Source organism: Chryseotalea sp. WA131a, from assembly GCA_025370075.1.
Classification (GTDB): domain Bacteria; phylum Bacteroidota; class Bacteroidia; order Cytophagales; family Cyclobacteriaceae; genus ELB16-189.
On record CP073016.1, the window covers coordinates 4,454,036 to 4,476,137 of the forward strand.

The 22,102-nt window shown below is 38.0% G+C and carries 19 protein-coding genes; all 19 read left to right on the forward strand.

The genetic code is table 11. The features are described 5' to 3' along the window. The first annotated feature begins 41 nt into the window (after window positions 1–41). The 19 genes from KA713_20525 (at window position 42) to KA713_20615 (ending at window position 21,947) form a co-directional block, all read left to right on the forward strand. Window positions 42–566 carry a UpxY family transcription antiterminator gene (locus KA713_20525; GenBank protein UXE66790.1) on the forward strand — a complete coding sequence of 175 codons (525 nt, stop codon included), beginning with the start codon at window positions 42–44 and terminating at the stop codon, window positions 564–566. Window positions 567–641: 75 nt separating this feature from the next. Further along, window positions 642–1,148 (forward strand): ArsR family transcriptional regulator, encoded by a 507-nt coding sequence (locus tag KA713_20530; protein UXE66791.1) that lies wholly within the window; start codon window positions 642–644, stop codon window positions 1,146–1,148. A gap of 186 nt (window positions 1,149–1,334) precedes the next feature. Next, window positions 1,335–2,117, forward strand: coding sequence for a polysaccharide export protein (locus tag KA713_20535; GenBank protein ID UXE66792.1), 783 nt, complete (start codon window positions 1,335–1,337; stop codon window positions 2,115–2,117). A 7-nt stretch (window positions 2,118–2,124) separates the two neighbouring features. Next, on the forward strand, window positions 2,125–4,476 hold the full coding sequence (locus KA713_20540; protein ID UXE66793.1) for a polysaccharide biosynthesis tyrosine autokinase: 2,352 nt from the start codon (window positions 2,125–2,127) through the stop codon (window positions 4,474–4,476). 145 nt (window positions 4,477–4,621) lie between these two features. Beyond that, window positions 4,622–6,016, forward strand: a complete 1,395-nt coding sequence (locus KA713_20545) for a hypothetical protein (protein ID UXE66794.1) — start codon at window positions 4,622–4,624, stop codon at window positions 6,014–6,016. Between the two features lie 5 nt (window positions 6,017–6,021). Further along, a complete protein-coding gene (locus KA713_20550) occupies window positions 6,022–6,984 on the forward strand; it encodes a glycosyltransferase (protein ID UXE66795.1) in 963 nt (320 codons plus the stop codon). Between the two features lie 626 nt (window positions 6,985–7,610). Beyond that, window positions 7,611–8,705, forward strand: coding sequence for a DegT/DnrJ/EryC1/StrS family aminotransferase (locus tag KA713_20555; protein ID UXE66796.1), 1,095 nt, complete (start codon window positions 7,611–7,613; stop codon window positions 8,703–8,705). Between the two features lie 2 nt (window positions 8,706–8,707). Beyond that, on the forward strand, window positions 8,708–9,778 hold the full coding sequence (locus tag KA713_20560) for an aminotransferase class V-fold PLP-dependent enzyme (GenBank protein ID UXE66797.1): 1,071 nt from the start codon (window positions 8,708–8,710) through the stop codon (window positions 9,776–9,778). A gap of 15 nt (window positions 9,779–9,793) precedes the next feature. Next, window positions 9,794–10,468 carry a hypothetical protein gene (locus KA713_20565; GenBank protein ID UXE66798.1) on the forward strand — a complete coding sequence of 225 codons (675 nt, stop codon included), beginning with the start codon at window positions 9,794–9,796 and terminating at the stop codon, window positions 10,466–10,468. Then, window positions 10,461–11,153: a hypothetical protein gene (locus tag KA713_20570; protein ID UXE66799.1), complete on the forward strand. Its 693-nt coding sequence runs from the start codon at window positions 10,461–10,463 to the stop codon at window positions 11,151–11,153. Before KA713_20565 ends, KA713_20570 begins: the two co-directional genes overlap by 8 nt. A 1,735-nt stretch (window positions 11,154–12,888) precedes the next feature. Further along, window positions 12,889–13,044 (forward strand): Trm112 family protein, encoded by a 156-nt coding sequence (locus KA713_20575; GenBank protein UXE69208.1) that lies wholly within the window; start codon window positions 12,889–12,891, stop codon window positions 13,042–13,044. 86 nt (window positions 13,045–13,130) lie between these two features. Continuing rightward, window positions 13,131–13,325: an acyltransferase gene (locus KA713_20580; protein UXE66800.1), complete on the forward strand. Its 195-nt coding sequence runs from the start codon at window positions 13,131–13,133 to the stop codon at window positions 13,323–13,325. A 1-nt stretch (window position 13,326) separates the two neighbouring features. Further along, window positions 13,327–14,199 (forward strand): acyltransferase, encoded by an 873-nt coding sequence (locus tag KA713_20585; GenBank protein UXE66801.1) that lies wholly within the window; start codon window positions 13,327–13,329, stop codon window positions 14,197–14,199. Window positions 14,200–14,359: 160 nt separating this feature from the next. Then, on the forward strand, window positions 14,360–16,141 hold the full coding sequence (gene asnB, locus KA713_20590) for an asparagine synthase (glutamine-hydrolyzing) (protein UXE66802.1): 1,782 nt from the start codon (window positions 14,360–14,362) through the stop codon (window positions 16,139–16,141). After that, entirely contained in the window at window positions 16,141–17,484 is a 1,344-nt protein-coding gene (locus tag KA713_20595) for a hypothetical protein (protein ID UXE66803.1), read from the forward strand. The genes asnB and KA713_20595 overlap by 1 nt, the downstream gene beginning before the upstream one ends. After that, the gene (locus tag KA713_20600) at window positions 17,456–18,706 is read left to right on the forward strand and encodes a glycosyltransferase (GenBank protein UXE66804.1); all 1,251 of its coding nucleotides are present in this window, start codon (window positions 17,456–17,458) and stop codon (window positions 18,704–18,706) included. Before KA713_20595 ends, KA713_20600 begins: the two co-directional genes overlap by 29 nt. Window positions 18,707–18,757: 51 nt before the next feature. Next, window positions 18,758–19,852, forward strand: a complete 1,095-nt coding sequence (locus tag KA713_20605; protein UXE66805.1) for a glycosyltransferase — start codon at window positions 18,758–18,760, stop codon at window positions 19,850–19,852. 291 nt (window positions 19,853–20,143) lie between these two features. Next, the gene (locus KA713_20610; protein UXE66806.1) at window positions 20,144–21,214 is read left to right on the forward strand and encodes a glycosyltransferase; all 1,071 of its coding nucleotides are present in this window, start codon (window positions 20,144–20,146) and stop codon (window positions 21,212–21,214) included. A gap of 28 nt (window positions 21,215–21,242) precedes the next feature. Beyond that, window positions 21,243–21,947, forward strand: coding sequence for a methyltransferase domain-containing protein (locus KA713_20615; protein UXE66807.1), 705 nt, complete (start codon window positions 21,243–21,245; stop codon window positions 21,945–21,947). Window positions 21,948–22,102: the final 155 nt, after the last annotated feature.

A 22,102-nucleotide genomic window follows, 5' to 3' on the forward strand; every position in this document is an offset into this window, starting at 1 on the left:
TTCCCTAATTTTCGCCATTTATTCTCAAAAAGCAATTTTTAATGAGTAAGGAATCTAGTAAAACTGAATGGTTTGTGTTTTATACTAAGAGCAGACAGGAGAAAAAAGTAAACGAACTTTTGTTGAAAAACGGGTTTGAATCATTCTTACCTACCCAAAAAGTAATGAGGCAGTGGAGTGACAGGAAAAAGAGGATAGAAGTACCCCTTTTTAACTCCTATATCTTTGTGAGGATAGAAGAATATCGGTTGGTAGAAGTTTTGAAAATCCCGGGAGTTTCGTGGACAATAACCCACAATGGAAAACCAGCTTTTTTACGACAGCAGGAATATGAGTTAATATGCCGCTACCTTCAAACAGGTCTTTTTATAGAATCCGTCATAAACCCGCAAAATTTTGAAATTGGCGAGAAAGTAAAGGTAATCGATGGCCCCTTAAAAGGCTTTTCGGGAGTGTTAACAAAAAAGAATTCAGACACTATTTTCAGCGTTTTCATTGATACCATGAACTATACGCTTTCCATTCAGTTGGATAATTCACTTTTGCAAAGGATTTACCTTACATGAGTAGTTTTTCTACTCTAAATGTGTAATTTTGCGCCAGTGCTGGAGCAATTAATTACCTCTAAAACCCGAATTAAAATGCTGTTGAAGTTCTTTTCAAACAGCAATTCAACGTCTTATTTAAGGGAAATGGCAGAGGAATTTGGGGAATCTACCAATTCCATCCGACTCGAGTTAAACAAATTGACAAAAGCAGGCTATTTGTTGGTAAGCTCTAAAGGAAGAACACTAGAGTACCGAGCCAATACCAATCACCTCTTGTTTCCTGAATTGAACCGTTTAGTGCGAAAGTATCTGGGGATCGATACGATTGTTGAGCATATTGTGAACAACGTTGTTTTGCGATTAGGCAATCTTAACAGTTGTTTTATTATTGGCGATTATGCCGCTGGGATTGATAGTGGAATGATAGACGTTGTGTTGGTTGGCGAAGTAGATAAAGAATACCTGAGGCTATGTGTTGAGCGCGCGGAGCAACTTATACATAGAAAAATCCATACACGGGTGCTGTTACCTATTGAATTTGAAGAGAATAAGGAGGCTTTGAATCCTTCCAAAGCCATCTGGCTTTGGGGTTCGAATTAGATAGGAATAGAATTCCGTGAATGAAATTCATCATTACCAGAATGGCTTCTGGGAGTGAAAGGGCGAAGCTATGTTCTCGATCGGATTTAAATTCAGTATTGCCTACCGAAAAAGTTAGCAAACGATTGAGATGTTTACTTTTGTGTTCGTACTACCTAATTAGTGATTAAATGAAAATGTGTTCAAATGAAAATATTTAAACTGTTAATTCTTTTCGGCTTATTTTGTTTTAGTTGTGTCTCCAACAGGCAATATCAAATTTTACAAAAGAACGATGTAAATAAACGGAGGATACACTCAGATTCCGTTTTCAGAAGTTACTCACTCTCCAATTTCGAGTATAAGATTCAGCCCAACGATATTCTTTCCATAACGTTTGAAAGCCTTACCGAAAAAGATTTTGATTTTTTATCCACTAAGGCACCCGTAAACTTCAATGCGGTAAATGTTGGTGGCGCTCTGCTTATCGGTGATGTGGTGGACAATAAGGGTGAAATACCCTTTCCAGTTTTAGGGAAGGTAAAGGTGGCAGGACAAACAATTTTTGAAATACAAGACAATCTGCAACAGATCGGTAGCAAGTACCTGGAAAGCCCTACGGTAAAGGTTAGGCTAGTAAATTACAGAGCCAACTTATTGGGGCAGGTTAACAAGGAAGGCGCAATTGTCTTCAATAATAATAGAGTAACCATTTTAGAGGCAATTGGGTTGGCCGGTGGATTTACGGAGTTAGCAGATAAGTCTAGTGTAAAATTGCTAAGGCAAAACGGAGACAAAGTGGACGTAATATATTTAAATTTATTGGACGAGGATTTTGTTAACTCACCTTATTACTACGTGTATCAAAATGATGTGGTTATAGTGCCCGCCTTACGCCAGAGATCATACCAAAAATATTTTTATCAAAATCTCTCCGTTTTGCTCTCTACAATTTCCATTGTGTTATTAGTATTAAATTATACCAAATAAGTTATTAGTGAAGAAGCCTATTCAAAAATTTTATTCCGAAGAAGACGCATTTTTTGTTAAGCGGGATCAGCTTGATTTGAAAAGAGTAATGGCCAAACTATTGGATATTTGGCCCTTCGTAACCATTTCCGTGGTGCTTGCCCTGTCAATTGCTTTTTTAATCAACAGATATAGTAAAAGCACCTATTCCATAGAAGCCTCAATAATTATCCGTACAAAAGAAGAGATCGGATCTGGAGCTGAATTAGTCTATGAAAATGTACTTGTGAGCAGGTACAGAAATTACATGAACGAGCCCTACAAAATCAGAGCATTTCCATTGGTAAAAAAAACGTTAGAAGATTTATGTTTTAACTCTGCCTTTTTTGTGGAGGGCAGGGTGGTAACAACCGAATCGTACAACAAACTGCCATTTAAGGTTACTTTTTTACAGTATTCCGAAAAGAGTTTAAACCGTTATTACCTTCAAGTTGTAGACGAAAACCATTTTAGGTTACGCTTTACAGAAAATGAAAATAGCGACTCTTCAGTTTTTAGGTTTGGCGAAATGGTGGATTTTGATTTCAGCAAATTCAAAATTGATTTAAGAAAGGATTCTCTACCAACTCAAAATGCAAACGATACTTATCTATTGGAGTTCAGTTCGTCTGATAACCTCGCCCAAGATTATATTTCAAGAATGGAATTTAAATGGGCCGAAAAAGGATCTACCTACATGAATATCTACATGACCGGAAACTCTCCGGAAAAGGACAAGGAATTTTTGCTAAGACTATTAAAAAACTACGAAAGAGAAGATTTAAGTCAGAAAAATCAAGTAGCCACCAAAACAGTCGAATTTGTAAGATCACAACTGCATGCCATTTCCGACAGTTTGAGACTGTATGAGGTGCAGTTGGAGCGATTTAAAAATTCAAATAACACATTAGGTGAGCTGGAATTTGAAAACGAACGAATACTAGTGAAGTTAGACGAATCCGAAAAGGAGAGAATGGAACTAGTAATAAGAAAAGAGTATTTCAAGTATCTGGAAAAATACTTGAAAGAAGATAGGGATTTAGATCAAGTCATCATGCCTTCTGTTTTTGGGATAGACGATCCTAACTTGAATTCAATACTTACAAAAATGATTGAATTACAACAGGAAATACGGCTTTTTATGTCCACTGAAAAAACGGCAGGTAATCCATTGCTTACGAATAAATTAACGCGATTGAAAGGCATCAAGAGCGATGTATCCGAGGCGGTGAGAACGTTGCAGGCTTCTGATGCGCTTAAATCCAAAGTAATAGATGACAAGACTAAGAAAATATTGTCGGAAATTCGCGCCATGCCTTCGGTTCAAAGCCAGTATGTTTCTATCCAACGAAACTTTCGTTTAATGGAACAACTGTTTATTTTTTTAATGAATAAAAAGTCTGAAGCGGAGATTTCTAAAGCAGCCAATATTTCTGATTTGATCATTGTTAACCCTCCCACATCCGGATCGATACCGATCTCCCCAAACAAGAAGAGAAATTATATGTTAGCTCTTGTTATTGGGCTTATGATTCCCGTAGCTTGGGTTGTTGTAGCGCAATCATTGGGTACCTTAGTTCAAAACAGGCAAGATATTGAAAGATTAACAGATGTTCCGATAATTGGTGGCATAGGACACGTGAGGAAACCATTAAAACTTGAAATATTGAATAACCCTCAATCCGTTGTTTCTGAGTCTTTTAGATCCTTGAGAGCCAACATCAGTTTTTTTGTGGGAAACACAACACCCGTTGTAGTAGTGGTTACTAGTTCCTTACCCGGTGAAGGTAAATCTTTTACTTCGATTAATTTAGCTTCAATCTTATCCTTATCTGGAAAACGGACGCTTATAATTGGCGCGGATTTGAGAAAGCCAACTCTACATCTTGAATTTGGCTTGCACAACAAAGTTGGATTGAGTTCTTACCTTGCTGGCCTATGTGAGCTTCCGGACATTGTCCAGCCATCAGGTTACGAGAATTTAGATTTTGTGCCCACGGGTGTAATTCCACCCAATCCATCTGAGCTTATTTTGAATGAGCGAATGGAGGAACTTATAAAAAAAGCCAAAGAAATGTATGATTTTATTGTAATAGATACACCTCCGCTAGGATTGATTAGCGATGCATACCAACTTTCTAAGTTCGCAAATCATATTGTATTTATCGTACGGCAAAATTATACCCCTAGGCAGATGGTAACGATGGTACAGGAGTACTACAGCTCAAAAAAGTTAAGAAATCTCAGCATACTCCTCAATGACATTGAAGTAGGAGCAGGATACATTTTTGGTGATCAATACTCTTATTCTTACCGGCATATTTCAAAATATTATCAGTAAGGAGTTATTCGAAATTGTATTTTTTTGTGAAGCAGGCTTTACTAGTAACCAAATAGTCGTTTGAGTCTTACAATTGCATCGTAAAAGCATCCTCAATAACCTTTTTTTTTCCTATGGAAACTTGCTCATCACTTTGCTAAGCGGTGTGGCGCTAGTTCCCTTTTACTTAAGTTATATAACGATTGGCGACTATGGTGCATGGCTATCGAGCCTAAGTTTAATTAACATCTTGTTTGTTGTGGGCGGAGGGCTTGACATAACGTTGACAAACTTACTTTCCTATCATGTAGCCGAGGGAGACAAACACTCATTTTCAACTAAGTTTACTTCCTTTTCTATGATCGGTATTGCTTCAGGTGTAATAATACTAGTAGTTGGCTTTTGTTTATCTTTTTATTTGAATCCAATATTAAACGAAAAACAATTGGCGAACGGATTCAGACTATCGTTTTGTTTATACCTCGGTGGTTTTATTTTGAATCAACTGTTTACGATTGTTAAGTGTATCCCGATTTCCTTGCATCATAATTTCCAAATTGGACTGCTTGAATTTAGCATAAAGCTAGTAAGTATCGGTATTTTAGTTTTTGGATTAATGCATGGTTGGGGACTAATAGCATTTGGAATACAGCAGCTTTTTTCTGGGTTAACTCAGTTGCTTGGTGGTTCAATAATCGCTTTCAATGTTTGCAAAAAAACAGGATATGGAATAAGCAACTTTGAATTAAAAGATGTTGCTGCGCAGACTAAATTGGTTTTGCCCATTTTTGCTGGCAGATCTGGCAGCGTGTTAATCCAAAATATGTCGCTACCATTGATATCGAATTTAATGACTACCGAACTTGCAGGTAAGTTTTCAATAACAAACCGCCTGTATGATGCAATGGTGATGTTTCTTAATCCCGTTGGTCGGTCGTTTTTTCCATCTTTTTCAAATTTCTTTGCTACTGGCAAAAGTGCCATCGAAAACAAATTCAATTTGGTATCAAAGCTGTTTTTATGTTTAACCATCATGTCTTTTTTTGTAATCTGCCTGGCAAACAAGTTGTTCGTTACCTTATGGGTTGGCGAAAGCAACTACGCTGGGGAACTCCTAAACTTTGCTTTTGCTGTTTGTGGTGTGATACAAGTGTTAAATGATTACTCAGGTTTGGGTTTGATCGCAATAGGCCAGCAGATGAAAACGGTTTGGTATGGTTTCATTGATTTGGGATTGAGAATTGTTTTATTATACCTTTTTTTTACTCTTGGGTTTGGCGCGGTGTCTGTCCCATTATCTCAGCTACTTTCAATTGGTTTTCTTACTTTTTATCTTTTCAAAAGACTCTATATAAGTTCAGATGTCGATTTGATTTTTAATGATTCTTTTCCGCTACAAAAGGTAGTACAATTCTGTTTTTTTTGTGGCATTCTACTGGTGTTTGATTTTTATCAATTTTCATGGTTGGTTAAACTTATATTTTCTATCCCGATATTATTATATATCATATTCAGTTTTAACTTAATAAGTCTAATCAAAGCACTAAACATAAAAGTTTAATATTCGTGAAACAGCCACTGGTTTATATAGTTATCGTTAGTTACAATGGCCGCCATAATTTGGAATATTGTTTACCAACGTTGGTATCGCAAGACTATCCAAACTTTAAAATTTTTATAGCCGACAACAATTCTACCGACAATACTCAGGAGTGGTTGAAACATAATCATCCTGAGGTTTATCTGATTAAACAAGATAAAAACATAGGCATGGCGGCTATGAATGAAGTGTTGACATGGCCTGCTGAAAACGGCCTTCCCGAAATACCGGACTATATTTTTGTGGCCGGGTGGGACTTAAAATTTGACAGGCGTTGTATTTCTCATGCAGTAGAATTGATGAACGAAAAAAAGGACATAGGTTTATTGGGGTTTGAAGTAATTGGATTGTTTGATTGGGCCGACCCGAGTGAGTTGGATTCCCGATCAGCCAATTGGAGAAAAACTGAATTTTTTGAAACCGATTGGGTTCCCGGAGCCTGTAGTTTTTATCGAGCGGATTTATTGCGCGCGGTTGGTTTCTTAGATCCGGCTTATTTTGCTTATGCCGAGGAGGATGACATGCAGTTTCGAGTAAAAGAAAGCAATTTCAAAAGAGTTATCATCAACACACCTTGTTGGCAAAATGTGCGCGAAAGCGCCATACCCTTAGCGGTGGCCTCATATCTTAGTATGCGGAATACGATAAGATTTCAAATTAAAAACAGAAGTCTTATGCAGGGGTTGCGCACCGCTCTATTAATTTTAAATAATGCGTGCAACCCTTTTGTTGCGCTAGATTTAAGTAAACGAGTCAACCAACGCATGAGGCCTTTTAGCTTATGGAGTAACTTTATGATTTGGGCAAAAGCATTTCTATGGAACTTGGTTAATTTAAAAGATACCTTGAATGCCTCGAGAGAGGTAGTTAACAGTATTAATAGAGGTAAACAACTTTTTGACAGATTGAATTCCGGAAATAACAAATAACACAAATTTTGTAACCTGTGCGGCTCATGCCATAATAGCATTACGCAAAAATTGCTAACCTAGTAAAAACCGGAAAGAGATAGAATTTTCAGATACGAAAAGAGCTTACGACATAAAAGTCACTATTTAAATTACAAGAATCTTAAATATAAAGTTGGTGACATAGAGATTCAGCAATGAACAATGAAGTAGTGCCGAAACAAGTTCCACCAATTGAGTACTCTGGTCTTGAAGCTGTTAAAGCCAACAGGCTAGTCGTTGAAAATGTAATTTGCTCGGCACTGAACTATCAAATTGAAACGTATGTTTAGGCTAAAGATAGAGCGGTTAAGCTACTTAATTAAATGTAATGAGGATGGCGAGGATTATAAAAAAGCGTTTGGTACTTAGCGTATTTATCTCGTAATAGTAAAGGCGCTCTGGCAACCGTAGTTCGATGAGATAGCGATGTGATCAAGAGAATGAGTAACACCTTTTTTCCAAACAGTGCCTTTGTTAGATAGGAATTTATCAATAACCAAAGAAGCAATGACGCGACTTTTGTTGACATTGATTCAAGCAAATGACCAACTGACGTCTACAACCAAACATGCTGAAAAGGTAGAGTTTGTCAAAGATATAGTTATATGAATATGATACCCCTGATTAAGCCTTTTGTTGCACCACCCGAAGAACTCATGCCCGCTCTGCAAGATGTTCTTTACAGCGGGTATATTGCAGAGGGTGAAAAGGTAAAGCAGTTCGAAGAACTTTTTGGTTCCTACATAGGTAACCCCTATTGCTTAGCCCTTAATTCCGGCACGGCAGCTTTGCATATCGCCTTAATTTTGGCAGGAGTAAAGCCAGAGGACGAGGTGATTTCTACTGCTATGACGGCAGAGCCAACTAATGTGGCCATTATGCAAGCGGGCGCTAAGGTTGTTTGGGCCGATGTCGATCCTGCAACAGGCCTTATCTCTCCTCAATCGATTAGAAGCAAAATATCAAAAAAAACCAAGGCTATAATGATTGTGCATTATGCCGGAATGGTGGCTCAGCTCGATGAGATTCAAAAGATTGCAAACCAATTTAATTTGCCAATTATTGAAGATGCAGCCCACGCATTAGGTGCCGTTTATCAGGGCAATAGGGTTGGTTCAATTTCAGATTATACCATTTTTTCTTTACAGGCAATAAAGCACATTACTACCGTAGACGGTGGCATGCTATGTGTGAAAACAAAGGAGAACTGGGACAAGGGTCGTTTAATTCGGTGGTTTGGACTCGACAAAACCAAATCGAGATTAGAAAACAACATAAAACTGATTGGCTACAAATACCACATGAACAATGTTAACGCCACCATTGGAATTGTTCAAATGAAGTTTGTTAAACGAGTGATTGATGCGTACATACAGAACGGTAAGTTTTTTGATGAGCAACTACAAGGAATAAGTGGCGTAAGTCTGATAAACTACTACCCTCACACGCAACCTTCCTATTGGTTGTATACTTTATTTGTTGAAAGACGTTCAGATTTTTGCAGGTACATGAGTGAAAATGGTGTCATGTCATCCGAACTTCACATGCGCAATGACAATCACATGATTTTTAACTATGCAAAAACAAAGCTAGAAGGCTTAGATTCCTTTTACGAACGATTTGTTCATTTACCCTGCGGCTTTTGGCTCACCGAAGAGGACAAGAGTAAAATCGTTAGGCTAATTAAAAACGGTTGGTAACCATGAAGCCTCTCTATAAAGTATTTATTCCAACCGACATCGCTCAGGACATTTCGCTAGTGCTGTCCTCTGGGCAGATTTCATCTGGAAAGTTGGCCAAAGAATTTGAAAAGGCAGTAGCTTCGTATATTGGATGCAACTATTTTTTATCCACAAACAACTATAACACTGCATCGCAATTAGTGTGGGAAACGATTGGAATTAATCCGGGTGACGAAATCATTGCCTCGCCTATGAGTTGTCTGGCTTCAAACCAGCCATTGGCGATGAAAAGGGCTAAACTGGTTTGGGCAGATATAGATCCTCAGGTAGGTTCACTCGACCCAAGTTCTGTAAAGAAGAAAATTACATCAAAAACAAAGGCCATTCTCCACTATCATTGGTGTGGATATCCCGGACATATTGACGAAGTGCTCCAAATTGCCAGCGACTATGGCTTACCAGTTGTCGAAGATGCCATTGAATCGTTTGGAACCTTATACAAGGGTAAATTAATGGGGAATACGGGTGCCGATTTTACGCTGTTCTCCTTCCAACCAACAAGGTTACCTTGTTCCGTTGATGGTGGAGGTGTAGTATTTAAAAGCAAAGAGAACTTTGAAAAGGCCACACTGATCAGGGACTTTGGAATTGATAGAAAAAGATTTAGAAACCATTTGAGCGAGATTGAAGAAAGTTGCGACATTTCACTTCCAGGATTTTCTGGTGGATTGAATGAGTTAAGCGCTGCCATAGGGCTGAAGAGCCTCCTGCAAGTACCATCGTTGTTGGGCCAACAGCGAACCAATGCCATCTCGAACAAGCAATATTTAAGCGATGAGTTTGGAATCAGCAATTATGTGGATAATCGAAACGGTGATCCGAACTATTGGGTGTTCTCGTTTTTATCGGACGATTCTTCTCAGTTACTGGTTGAACTAAGAAAGAGAGGAGTTTATGCCTCTCGAGTTCATTTACGGAATGATCGATATTCCGTTTTTGGAACTTTTGATCCGAAACTAGTGGGGGTCAACGATTTTGAAAAAAGACAGTTATCAATACCATCTGGATGGTGGCTTCCTGAATCCAATTAAACAATTTTAAATCCTATGAAAGTTATATTTTTAGCGTACCGTCAATGGTCACTTGATGTTTATCCTAGCGTTGCAAAACACCCTAAGATATCTGAAATCGTTTTATGTAAATCTCAAGAAGAGCTCATTAAACTTGATTTATCCAAATTTGATTTAATAATCTCATGTGGCTGGAGTGAAGAATTAGGCTCAGACATTGTGAGTAAGATTGAAGTGATTGGGGTGCACTGCGCTGAACTGGATCGATACTCATATGGAACCCCCATACAATTACAAATTATTGACGGAATTACAAAGTCTAAGCACAGAGTGTTTTCTTTTACTTATGATGAAAACTCCACAAGAGCTCATACCCATAATCGCCTTTATTCGCACGAAGTAGATTTGGATCTTACAGGTAATATGAAAGACATTCTTGAACAAATGACTGTAACTAGTAAAGCCTTATTCAATATGTTCTTGAATGACCACCCTAATATAGTATGGCTTGAATGGGCTTCAGAGACTATCATTCGGAAAAAAAGAAGTCCTGATGATAGTAAACTAAGCAAAGAAAACTTAATCAAAATGAATACTGAAGAATTGTATAACTTTTTCAGGTGCCTTGAATATCCTTATCCCAATGGATATATTGAGGATGAAATTGGAAGACTTTATATTGAATCTGTAAGATACAAAAAACATGATTAAAGTGATCTTATGCGGCTATCGCGATTGGGCATTCGAGACTTTCAATACTATTTCGAAACATCCCAGAATAAAAATTGTAGAGAAGATATCGTCAAAAGAAGAATTTGACAAAAAAATATCTCAATTAGACCCAAAAGAAGTTGACTTCATTCTCTTTGTTGGATGGAGTTGGATTATAAATAAAGAGGTAACGGATAGATATATTTGTTTAGGCATACATCCCTCAGATTTACCCAACTTTAGAGGAGGCTCACCAATACAACACCAAATCCTACAAGGCGTTAAAAAGAGTAAGGTTTCTTTAATGACTCTGTCTTCGGAAAAACTCGATGGTGGTGATATTTGGCTTAAAACTGACTTGCTTCTTTCTGGAGATTCTATGGAAGATATTTTTAGAAATTTGACTGAGAGTTCTATCAATTGTTTAAACAAATTTTTGGATATATATCCAAATATAAGACCGCTTCCTCAGAAAATAAGTGAAGGTTCCTATTTTGTAAGGAGAAAACCGGAAGAAAGCAAAATGAAAATTGAAGACTTTTCTACCAAATCGCTAGAAGAAATTTACGATTTTATTAGAAGCTTAACTGATCCCTACCCAAATGCGTACATCGAAGACGAGCTTGGCAATAGATTAATTTTTAAAAAAGTTAAATATGTCCAAAAAGTTAATCGAATTGAATAAACTGATATTATAATCCGATCAAACTACCAATTAAGGCTTACAACGCCATCTTTTACATAGGACTGAGAGTTACATTTTGGGCATTCCATATTTTTTACCTAAAAAGACATAATCTATACTTAGTTAGCAATACCCCATATTGTTCAAATGGGAAATACACCTTCAGAGTTCAAAGGATTTAATTCGAAAATTCCTTCAAACTCATAAATGTAAACTTGTTTAACCACTGCTTCATGGCTTACAATTTCAAAAGCAAAACTAAAAGCATGTTTAAATTTCAAGGTGAATTATTCTAAATCAACCATTCGTTTGTAGACTTTATTTCCTGAAGAAAAATATGACGGCAAAGAGTGCTGATAGTTATCTCACGGAAACCTTAGAGAATAGAGAATATTACCAGGGTTTTGATGGGTTGCGAGCAAATAGCTGAATTCTCTGTTATGGTATTCAATTCTTTTCCGCTTGGTCTCCTAAAAATTGGATGGATTGGAGTTGCTCTCTTTTTTGTCATCTCGGGTTTGTTGGTCACCAATATATCTTGATTTGAACTTGAGTATAGGTTTCTCGAAATACCTCCAAGACAGTGAGGAAACAATAATGGTCAATAAGAATTCAACGGGAACCAAAAGCACTGCACTGATTATCTAAATGAAATTTAACTATAAAAAAGCTAACGGCTTCAAAAGTTATCCAGTGGTATATATATTAAATACGCATAGGATTTCACGATGAGTAGCCTGTCATATCCTTATATAAATACAAGAATAGCGGACATACAGTGGAATGTGCTGTCGCACTTCAGTCTTCTATTAGTTCTTATTTGTTACCTAAACTTTGAAAACAATACTATATGGCAACTGACCAATTAAAATCGATTATTTACAGAAGAGGTACACCTCCTGAACCAAAAGGCTTTAACTCGAAAATACCTTGGACGGTGCAACATCAAATTGCAGTAACCACCGGCAAGGTATTCAACAGTATCGTTGGTAATATGACGGAGTATCCTACCTATAGCATACCTCTGCCAAAAACAGCAACACCTAAATTAATGCTCGATATTGGAAGCGGATGGGGAAGATGGTTGGTAGCCGGTCATGATCTGGGTTATATACCTGTTGGTTTTGATATACGTTTGGAGTTTTGTGAAACACAACAGCACATATTGAAGGCGACCAATAGAAAAGGATATTCAATTGTTGCTGATTTAGAAGAAATACCATTCATTGACTCTCTTTTTGATTTGGTTTGGTCTTTTATCACGCTGCAGCAAGTACACAAAAACAGGTTAGAGAATTGCCTTAAATGTGTTGATAAGTTGTTAGCCAAGGATGGATTTTCGTATCTCCAGTTTCCCAACAAGATGGGAATTCGGCATAGGTTTTGGAAATCAAATACCGATGGTGATGGCCCAGATGATTTCCTGACCAATCGGATGTACACCCCTGAAGAGTACCGTGAAATTTTTACCAAATACTTAGACAATTTCGAAAACTACAACCATTGTTTTATAGGCATCTCCATGCTCAAGGAAGATTTGAAATACCTGTCATTTCCGCAAAATACCATGTGGCTTTTGTCCTTGTTAGCCACTAACGTAACAAAGCCCTTTCCATTATTCGCTCCACTTGCAGATAGTATTTTCATTAAAAACACAAAAAAATCATCAATAAAAGAAGAAACTTTGTTACGCACGGAGTTTATCAAACTTCACCAGTCGGCTGATTTTGATAACCTGAATATCATCCGCTTAGCAAAATGCCCGATTTCCGGGGAAAGGCTAGAGTTGAGTAACGATCGAACAAAAGTTATTTCCAACGGTGCCGGTGTTTACTTTCCGGTTGTAAACGACATACCCATTTTGATAAGATCGGAAGCTGTGAGTCTGTAATTTTTTTAATCATATTTTCCAGCAACGAATTGACTATCTCAACAAATTCTAATGCATAAATTGGACTTAACTAACTGTTGAAAAAAATGATGAATAAGCGAATTGTTGGAATAGATTTTTTACGGGGGGTAGCCGTTATTCTTGTTATTTTTCGTCATATAACGTGGCCATCTATACCCTTTTTAACTAGGATAGGGTGGGCCGGTGTAGATCTTTTCTTTGTACTGAGCGGTTACCTGGTAACGAGCCTGCTCTTGGTAGAGTATCAAAAAAACAAGTAAGGTGAATATTCAACGATTTTTGATTCGAAGAGCTTTCAAAATTTACCCTGCTCACTATGTGATGATCATTATTACCATCATATCATTTCCAATTATCAATATATTCTTTCCCATTCAAATTGGGTATGGGGCTCACCCATACATCGGGGAGTTTTTTTATTTGCAGAATTACATCGGAGCGCTATGGAATCACACGTGGTCGCTGGCAGTGGAAGAACATTTTTACATTCTACTTTGTATTTTTGTCTACATTGTTATCCGCACAAAGCTAATAGAGAAAGGCACTGTTTTGGTATGGATATTTGCACTACTGCTGCTGCTTGTTTTAATTCTACGAATAACGCATTCGTATGATACTACCTCAATTGCTTTTTTATCACATTTTCGGATGGACAGCCTCATGTTTGGCTCTGTGATCGCATACATTCTTAGTTTCCGTGCTGATCAAAGTACCGCTTTTGTTCGCAAGCATAATAAGTTACTGGTGTTCATTGCGGCATTGCTTCTCATGCCGATACTTTTTTTGCACCCGTGGTCTACCTTTATGCTCACCTACGGGCTAACATTTACCTACATTGGTTTTGGCCTCTTGGTAGTTCTCATCGTGGTTTATGCCGATAGTGCAGGCATGGTAAAGATATCCCAACTGGTTTTAGTGAGGCAAATGGCAAATGTGGGTTTCTATTCTTATTCAATTTACCTGTGGCACATGTTTGTTATCAGGTTTTGCTCCCTGCTGCAAAAAAAATTAACATTCATTCATAATTCCGTCTTTGTAATACTAACGTTTGCTTTAGCAATTGCTGTAGGCATTGTTATGGCCAAATTAGTAGAGTTGCCAGCTTTAAAACTGCGCGACAAAATCACCCGATGACGATCGAAGCAAGTAGTAACTGCAACTTGTTATTGTTGGTTATTTGTGAATGCCAAGCCCTAAGATTTTTTCAGAAAAGTCGATGCAGGAATTGATAGATTAAATCCACGAACTTTCGGCTATAAAAATTCGAGACAAGTTTGTCTTAACGTAATTGAGTATGTGTGGCATAGTAGGTATATATTCTTCAAGAAATTCGGAAATTGAAAATAGACTTGTGGTAGGGCTTAAATCGCAAACCCACCGTGGGCCTGATGACCAAGGTGTTTTATACTTAAAAAACGATGGAGTTGGCTTAGCGCAAAACAGACTTTCGATTATTGATACAAGTTTCACTGGCCACCAACCAATGACCACCACACATCATGGCAACGAGTACGCCATTGTATACAACGGAGAGGTGTACAATTATCAGGAGTTAAAGAACGAATTAATTGCGTTGGGTTATTCATTCTTGTCAACGTCAGATACAGAGGTGATTTTGAAATCTTACATTGAGTGGGGTAAAAATTGCGTGAGTAAATTCCGAGGCATGTTTGCGCTTGCCATTTGGGACGGGAGGAATAAATTTCTCTTTATTGCGAGAGATCGTTTTGGCATCAAACCTTTTCTTTATTCCAATGATGGGGGAGAATTTATTTTTGCCAGTGAGGTTAGAACGCTGCTGAAAATGCGTGATACTGCTGGACCAATAGACTCAGCTGCTATTATCGATTTTCTTTTATTTGGATCAATTCGGCAACCTCGAAGTTTATATAAAAGTATTAAGTGGCTACCGAAGGCGCACTATGGTATTGTTACAACAGAAAGCGTGCAATTGGTTAGATACTGGGATTTATCGGAGGCTGTAGGTAGCAGCAGAAAGCAATTTGCAGGAATTGACTATGAAGAAGCAAAAACCGAACTCAGACAAAATCTGGAGGAGGCTACTCGCCTGCATTTAATTAGTGATGTAAAAGTAGGTGCATTTTTAAGCGGGGGTATCGATTCTACAGCGGTTGTGGCGCTTATGGCTAAATATTACCCTGCTAAACTAAACACCTTTACCCTTGGTTTCGAATCCTCGCTAACCACGTTCCCTGACGAATCGGAAATTGCCAGCAAAACGGCAAAACAATTGAATACCGAACACCACACCCTAACACTTACCAAGAGTTATTTTTTAGATCGTATCCCTGATTTTTTCAACGCTCAAGACCAACCCTCCATTGATGGGTTGAACACCTATTTGATTTCTGAATTTGTTTCTACTGATGTGAAAGTAGTATTGTCGGGGTTAGGTGGAGATGAATTGTTTCTTGGATACGCCTATGTATCGGAATTGATGCATCGTTCAACTAAGGCATACAGTGGAGAGTGGGTAGATTTTGCAGCCCCGCTTTTGGATCGCCTTCCGCGAAGGTGGAGTAGAAAGCTTACGCTACGCTACGGAAACAGCATTCAAAGATTGCTTACTATAAGAAGGTACTTGTTGTTGCCCGATCTGGAAAAAATTGCTTTTCAATGGGGAGTTACCAAAAGAGAGATTGCGCAATATCACGATACCTTGCTTGACGAGCTGGCACTTGAAATCGATAAAGAAGCTGAGCTGATGGATAATGTGAGTCTATTTGAATTAAACAACTACATACCTAACACGCTGCTGAGAGATTCAGACGTGATGGCCATGCGTCACCACAAAGAAATAAGACCCATTTTGTTAGACCACAAACTGGTAGAGTACGCTCTTGCTTTACCTGCAAACTATAAGCTCAACAAAAAAATATTGAAAGACTGCCTGGCTGATCTGATACCTGATTTTGTGTTAAAAGGAAAAAAATTAGGCTTTGAACTCCCCTACGATTTGTGGTTGAGCGATTTAATCAACAACGCTAAATTTTATGGGGGCGGCAGTTTTAAAAGGCATTTTTTTTATTTGCACCAGTTTTTAAATAGCAAGTAGTGCGCAAAAGCCCATTTGAATTTTTATGGAAATATGGACTTGCAGTATTTGCAACCACATTTATTTTTTCACTTGATTGGGAGGTAGGGAATTATCTATTGGCCATTGTGATCATATACCTCATTCAGACTCGTGACGAGGATAATTTTTTCTATGCCTTGATTATTGCGTTATCGTCCGTTAATCACCAAATAAGCATAAATACTGAAAATTTAAATGTTGCTTCCTCTCAGCTAAATTACAACGTAAATCTGGGTTTCCTCAATATTTCACTTCCAGAAGTATTCTACTTAACTGTTGTTCTTTTGTCATTCAGGCTAATGGACAATCGGTTTTTTAATACCTACAAAGCATTTTTAATTTTGTTGCTTGTTGGAGGAATTTATGTGGCCTACCGAACACTTACTTATCCGCTGAGCGTAATAACCGGGTGGAGTGCAGCCTTTAGGGTAACGCTGGTGCCATCTGCTCTTCTTGCTGGACTTTTTGTGAATAAGAATTTCGGTCGTCTTTCGCCTTATAAGTTTTTAAGTGCAGTTATTTTAGTATTTTTAATAAACGCGTTTTTTTTTAATCGATTCGGGCACCTAATTTTTCTTACTGCTGCCTGTATATCGGCCACCATTTTTTTTTCAAAATTGGCTTTTTTTATTTTAACAGCACTTTTTGCCTTTTCGCTATTTAGGGTGGGTGAGTCGACAACATTTACCGTCCTCTTATCATATGCTATTCCGTTGGTGCTGTATGTGAGTAGAGCTGCGAGTGGAAAATTCTACGCAAAGAGTACCTTGATTGGATTGATCATGGCGTTTGTAAGTTTGTTTGCTTATGTTCTTTGGAATTTGGAAGAGATTTATACTTATTTCTTTCAAACAACCGAAGATAAGTCATCCATTTTTGTCGACCCGAAAACCTATTTCATTTTCAAAATGGGAGATCGTGTGGCATTGTGGAAACCGTTTTTAGATGATTTTCTCCTGCGTCCGTATGAGATGGTTTTCAATCGCCCTATATCGGTAGTGAATATTCTTTTTGATGAATCAAAGGAAACGGAATGGAAAACGCATCCGCATAACGTTTTTATTGGACTGTTATTTTATTACGGGCCGGTGATAGGAGGTTTTTTTATTTTTTTGCTGTTGAAAGTACTCAGAGATTCAATTAATACAATCAGTTCACTTTCGCTACCCAAAAGCGTCTTCTTTAATGGCTTGATACTTTCAATGTTTCCTGGTCTCCTGTTTGGTTTTTATCCAGTTGAATTCACTATTGGCTATATCTATTTTCTCATAGCTGGTACCATAGTATTTAGTGATGAGAATATTGCATATCGGCTCAGGTGATTTAGCTTCCGGAGCAGGCAAGGGTCTTTATAACTTGCACCTAGCGCTATTAGAAGCAAACATAGAGAGCAGGGTACTCTGCCAAATACAGCCTAAAGAAAAGCTTGTTAATGTATTTCCTGTTAACACGAAATGGACGGATAAGATTAGGAGATTTTTGTACACGCATATAGAGAAGTTACCATTGCTTTTTTATCCAAAAAGAGATCAGCAAATATTTAGCAATTCACTACTTGGCTTCGATATTTCAAATAGTGAGCACTATGTATGGGCCAATATTATCCATTTTCATTGGGTTAATCAGGGAATGATCGCCATCAGCTCGATGAAGAAGTTGAAGAAACCAATCGTTTGGACATTGCGCGACATGTGGCTATTTACGGGAGGGTGCCATCATTCATTTGCTTGCCAAAATTATCGCCATGGATGTGGTAACTGCCCGTATTTGAAATCAACCAAATTGCGCGACCTGTCGTATTTCAACTACCGAAGAAAACTAAGGTATGTTAAGAACATAAGTGTTACGGCTATTTCACCGTGGCTATCAGATATTGCCAACGAAAGTCTGCTGTTTCAACAGAATATAATTACAAGTACTTTCATTCCCAATATCATCGATACTGATAAATTTAAGCCTAAGGGTCGGGCGATAAACAAATTGTATGAAATTCTACCCGACAATAAGAAAATCATTCTGGTAGGTGCCACCGATATCCGGTCCCCATACAAAGGCTATCAATATTTGGAACCACTCTTTGAAGCAATGGGTGACTCTTACCACTGGATTTTTTTTGGTGGTTCAACTGTAAGCAATCAATTTTTGCTTTCGAATAAAAATTATACCGATTTTGGATATGTGAATAGTGATGAGGAGTTATGCGAAATTTATAGTGTAGCAGATGTTTTCCTCGCGCCATCTGTGGCCGAAGCTTTTGGCAAAACCATTATAGAGGCACAGGCATGCGGCACACCCGTGGTTTGCTTTAATGCAACAGGGCCGCAGGCGCTGGTGGAACATTTGGTAACAGGATACAAAGCAACGCCTTTTGAAAGTGGCGACTTAATGAAGGGTTTACAGTATGTTACTACCAGCAACATAAAAGAGATTAATGCAAAATTGATTAGAGGTTTTGCTGAACGATTTAGTAAAACAACAGTGGTTGGAGATTATGTGGCATTTTATAAGCAAGTGTTGCGCGAGAAAGGCAACCACGAAAACTAACTTTTTTCCAAGCAAATCGAGTGCGAATAATGCACCTGTAATGTTAATGCGATGAGAGAAATTTTTTGGATTGGTCCAATTATAGAGGGTACCGAAGAAAAGGACTTTCCATTCGGCAGCCCGGCTGCAAGTCGGTGGCAGAAAAAGGTTGTCAACCTGATCAGCGATTCGTTTTTCTTTTCAATATTTTCATTTCCCAACGAAGCCATGTTTCCAAGAGGTAGATTCTGGGTTGAAAAACAAAGAAAAAATCCATTTTCAGATATCCGCTTCACCAGCGTTTCGTATATCAATTTATTCATAGTAAGAGACATTTGGTATGCTTTTGCCTTGTTTTTTTCACTTATAAAATGGAAGTGTAACAAAAATGCAATAGTTGTTTCTTATAATGCGGTCGCAAGTATTCGGTGGGCTGTTTGGTTGGCGAAGAGGGCAGGAAAGAAGATAATTTGGCTGAATATTAATGCAGACAGAGCGCCAGAGGGCAGGGCAGACGCATTTATTTTTTTATCTTATTTCAATTTTTTAAATCATGAAAACACCACCAATAGGTTTCATTTAGATGGTATTGTTGAATTACAGTCAACGCGGCCTCATCGACTAAACAAGCCCCGGCAAATTTTGTATTTTGGAAGCTATACACAATACACGGGCATCGATCATTTCATCCATTGCTTCAATGAAATCAATTCGGAAAATCTTGAATTGGTTCTTTGCGGAAGAATACCGCCAACAACGTTGAAACTGATCTCCGGGAATCCTAAAATTAAGCAACTTGGTTTTTTATCTGAAGCAGAACTTAACCAAGTGTGCAATGAAGTGGATGCCTTTATCAACCCCAGGCCCGAGGAGGTGGTGGGAGGCGAAGCTAACTTTCCATCTAAGATATTGGAATTTTTACCCTTCGGGAAAATGATCATCAGTACGATTACACCTGGTCTGGCACCGTATTATAAAGAGGTTCTTTATTTCTATCAATCCAATGAGTTGGATACCTTAAAAAACGCACTGGTGCTGTTAAGCACCATGAGCGAAGCCGAGGCTGAGGTTATAAAAACAAAAACCGATTCTTTTTTGCGCGAATACAAAAACAATGAATTGGTAAAAAAACAATTGGTAGATTGGATTAACGGGTTTGTAAATTGAATGGTAGGTATCACGATCGGGAAGAAATGAGTTGTTTTTCAGTGTGGCTAAACAGGAACGTGGGCGCGCTGCAAGGGTAGGAATTTATTCAGGCAGTTTGGCCGCTTCCTGCTTGATTTAAGGATCTTGATCATGGCTACTTCAACGTTTCTATTTTTGAAACCACGGGCAAAGGGAGGGTGAAAAATACCTTACATTCTAACCCTTATCCCTTTACAGCCGTTTTTTGAAAATTGGTCGGATGCAACTATTTTGCAGAAAAAAGAGATTGTTAACATTAAAGACTGAAAATTGAAAAAAAGAATTCTTTGGGTTACTTGGCACCAAACTCCATATCATGATTTTCTTTTGGATAAAATGGGAAAATGTTTTGAGATGGAAATCATTTACCTTCGTCAGAAGTTGGCATCTCATCCATGGACGTACGCTGATGAAACAAAGATCATTTCATGGGACGACAAAAAAGCAAGACGTGCCATCATCAATAAGATCAAAGCAGATCATTACGACTTGCGGGTTCTAGTTGGCTGGGATCATGCGCTCACTGTTTTTTCTGCTTTTTTTTTTATTTTAACAAATCGCCCTTATTTTATTCTTTGCGACACGCCCAACGTCAACAAGAAAAGATCATTCTTTAGAAGGCTTTACCATTTACTTGTTGTACCCATCATCGTTCGGAATTTAACGGGTGTTTTAGTTACAGGTAAAATAGGAGAGCACAATTTTAAGGCCATACATGGAGAAAATGTGAACACGGTAAATTTTCCGTTTGCAACAGATATCGATTTTTTTAAGCCTTCCACTTACTTCGATGTGGCGCCAGTACCAACTATTATCACCGTTGGAAGACTCGTGAATTCGCATAAAGGATTTGATGTAAGTTTACATGCGATAAAAAAGATCAGAGACCGAAATCCGATGTTGGCATTTAAGTTTTTGATCATCGGTTCGGGGCCAGATGAAGGTGAACTAGTAAAATTGATTGAGAAAAATAATCTGAAAGATTTTGTACAGTTAATTGGCTGGCAAGAGCCTAACCAAATGTTGAGCTATTACCAGCAAGGTTACTTTTACGTACACCCTTCCCATTTCGATCCTTTTCCTAATACTGTGCTGGAAGCGATGGCGTGTGGATTGCCGGTTATTGGCTCTGATGGGGCAGGATCAGTACTGGAACGTGTAAAGGAAGGTGTGAATGGATTTGTATTCCATGATAATGATGTATATCAACTAAGTATGTTAATAGAGAAGTTTCTACAATTACCTCATGAACAAGTGCTTCAGTTTAAAACAGCAGCAAGACAAACAGCGGAAGAATGGACTTATCAGTTCAATATCGATCAACTAAATAAGTTATTTTAGTTTGCCTTTTTATAATTCCAAAAAAAAAATGATTGTAAAACTGACTAAGACGCTTTTTTTCTATTTTCTTAAGTACACAAAACTTTCAAGGCTTCAATGGCATGACTTGCGAGACGTGAAACCCGTTTCAAGGTCATTTGGGATTGAAAGAGGTAAGCCAATCGATCGATTTTACATCGAGAAATTTCTGGGCGCCAATAAGCATCTTATAAAAGGAAAAGTGTTAGAGGTGGGAGAAACAAGATATATAAAGCAGTTTGGTACAGGAGTTGAGTCTGCCGATGTGCTGCATGTGGAGAAACGGATGAACGCTACGCTGGTGGCAGATTTAACAAAACTAGATACCCTTCCGCAAAATAAGTTTGATTGTTTTATCGCAACGCAAGTACTCAACTTTATTTTCGATTTTCAAAAAGCGATTGAGGGTTCATACTATCTGCTTCGTCCAGGAGGTGTAATGCTTGCCACGGTGGCTTGCATTTCGCGAATTTCTCCTTACGATGTTGTTCGCTGGGGTCATTTTTGGGGATTTTATCCACAAGGAATTGAGCGCGCATTTAAGAATGTTTTCGGAGAAGCGAACGTAACCGTTCAAGTGTACGGCAACTCGTTGAGCGCCATTTGTTTCATTAAGGGCATAGCGGTAGAAGAATTGAAAGTGGAGGAATTAGACTATTTAGATGCGGATTACCCGGTATCAATATCAATTATTGCCAGAAAACCGAGCGTATAGTTTAGCGGCACACCTGTTATCAAGTAAATTTCTACGTTTGAATCATTCTCGTTTTTTAAATACTAAAATTTAATTAAGATTGCGTAAAAAACTAAAAAAAAGGTACACCTGTATTTAATTAATTTTTAATTATCAATTAACTAAATCGGCTTTCG

Excerpts from the sequence above, each read along its gene's own strand:
- KA713_20525 (UXE66790.1), top strand. The coding sequence starts at position 42 with ATGAGTAAGGAATCTAGTAAAACTGAATGGTTTGTGTTTTATACTAAG.
- KA713_20580 (UXE66800.1), top strand. The coding sequence starts at position 13,131 with ATGATGAATAAGCGAATTGTTGGAATAGATTTTTTACGGGGGGTAGCC.
- KA713_20565 (UXE66798.1), top strand. The coding sequence starts at position 9,794 with ATGAAAGTTATATTTTTAGCGTACCGTCAATGGTCACTTGATGTTTAT.
- KA713_20600 (UXE66804.1), top strand. The coding sequence starts at position 17,456 with ATGAGAATATTGCATATCGGCTCAGGTGATTTAGCTTCCGGAGCAGGC.
- KA713_20555 (UXE66796.1), top strand. The coding sequence starts at position 7,611 with ATGAATATGATACCCCTGATTAAGCCTTTTGTTGCACCACCCGAAGAA.
- KA713_20605 (UXE66805.1), top strand. The coding sequence starts at position 18,758 with ATGAGAGAAATTTTTTGGATTGGTCCAATTATAGAGGGTACCGAAGAA.
- KA713_20570 (UXE66799.1), top strand. The coding sequence starts at position 10,461 with ATGATTAAAGTGATCTTATGCGGCTATCGCGATTGGGCATTCGAGACT.
- KA713_20535 (UXE66792.1), top strand. The coding sequence starts at position 1,335 with ATGAAAATATTTAAACTGTTAATTCTTTTCGGCTTATTTTGTTTTAGT.
- KA713_20530 (UXE66791.1), top strand. The coding sequence starts at position 642 with ATGCTGTTGAAGTTCTTTTCAAACAGCAATTCAACGTCTTATTTAAGG.
- KA713_20615 (UXE66807.1), top strand. The coding sequence starts at position 21,243 with ATGATTGTAAAACTGACTAAGACGCTTTTTTTCTATTTTCTTAAGTAC.
- asnB (UXE66802.1), top strand. The coding sequence starts at position 14,360 with ATGTGTGGCATAGTAGGTATATATTCTTCAAGAAATTCGGAAATTGAA.
- KA713_20560 (UXE66797.1), top strand. The coding sequence starts at position 8,708 with ATGAAGCCTCTCTATAAAGTATTTATTCCAACCGACATCGCTCAGGAC.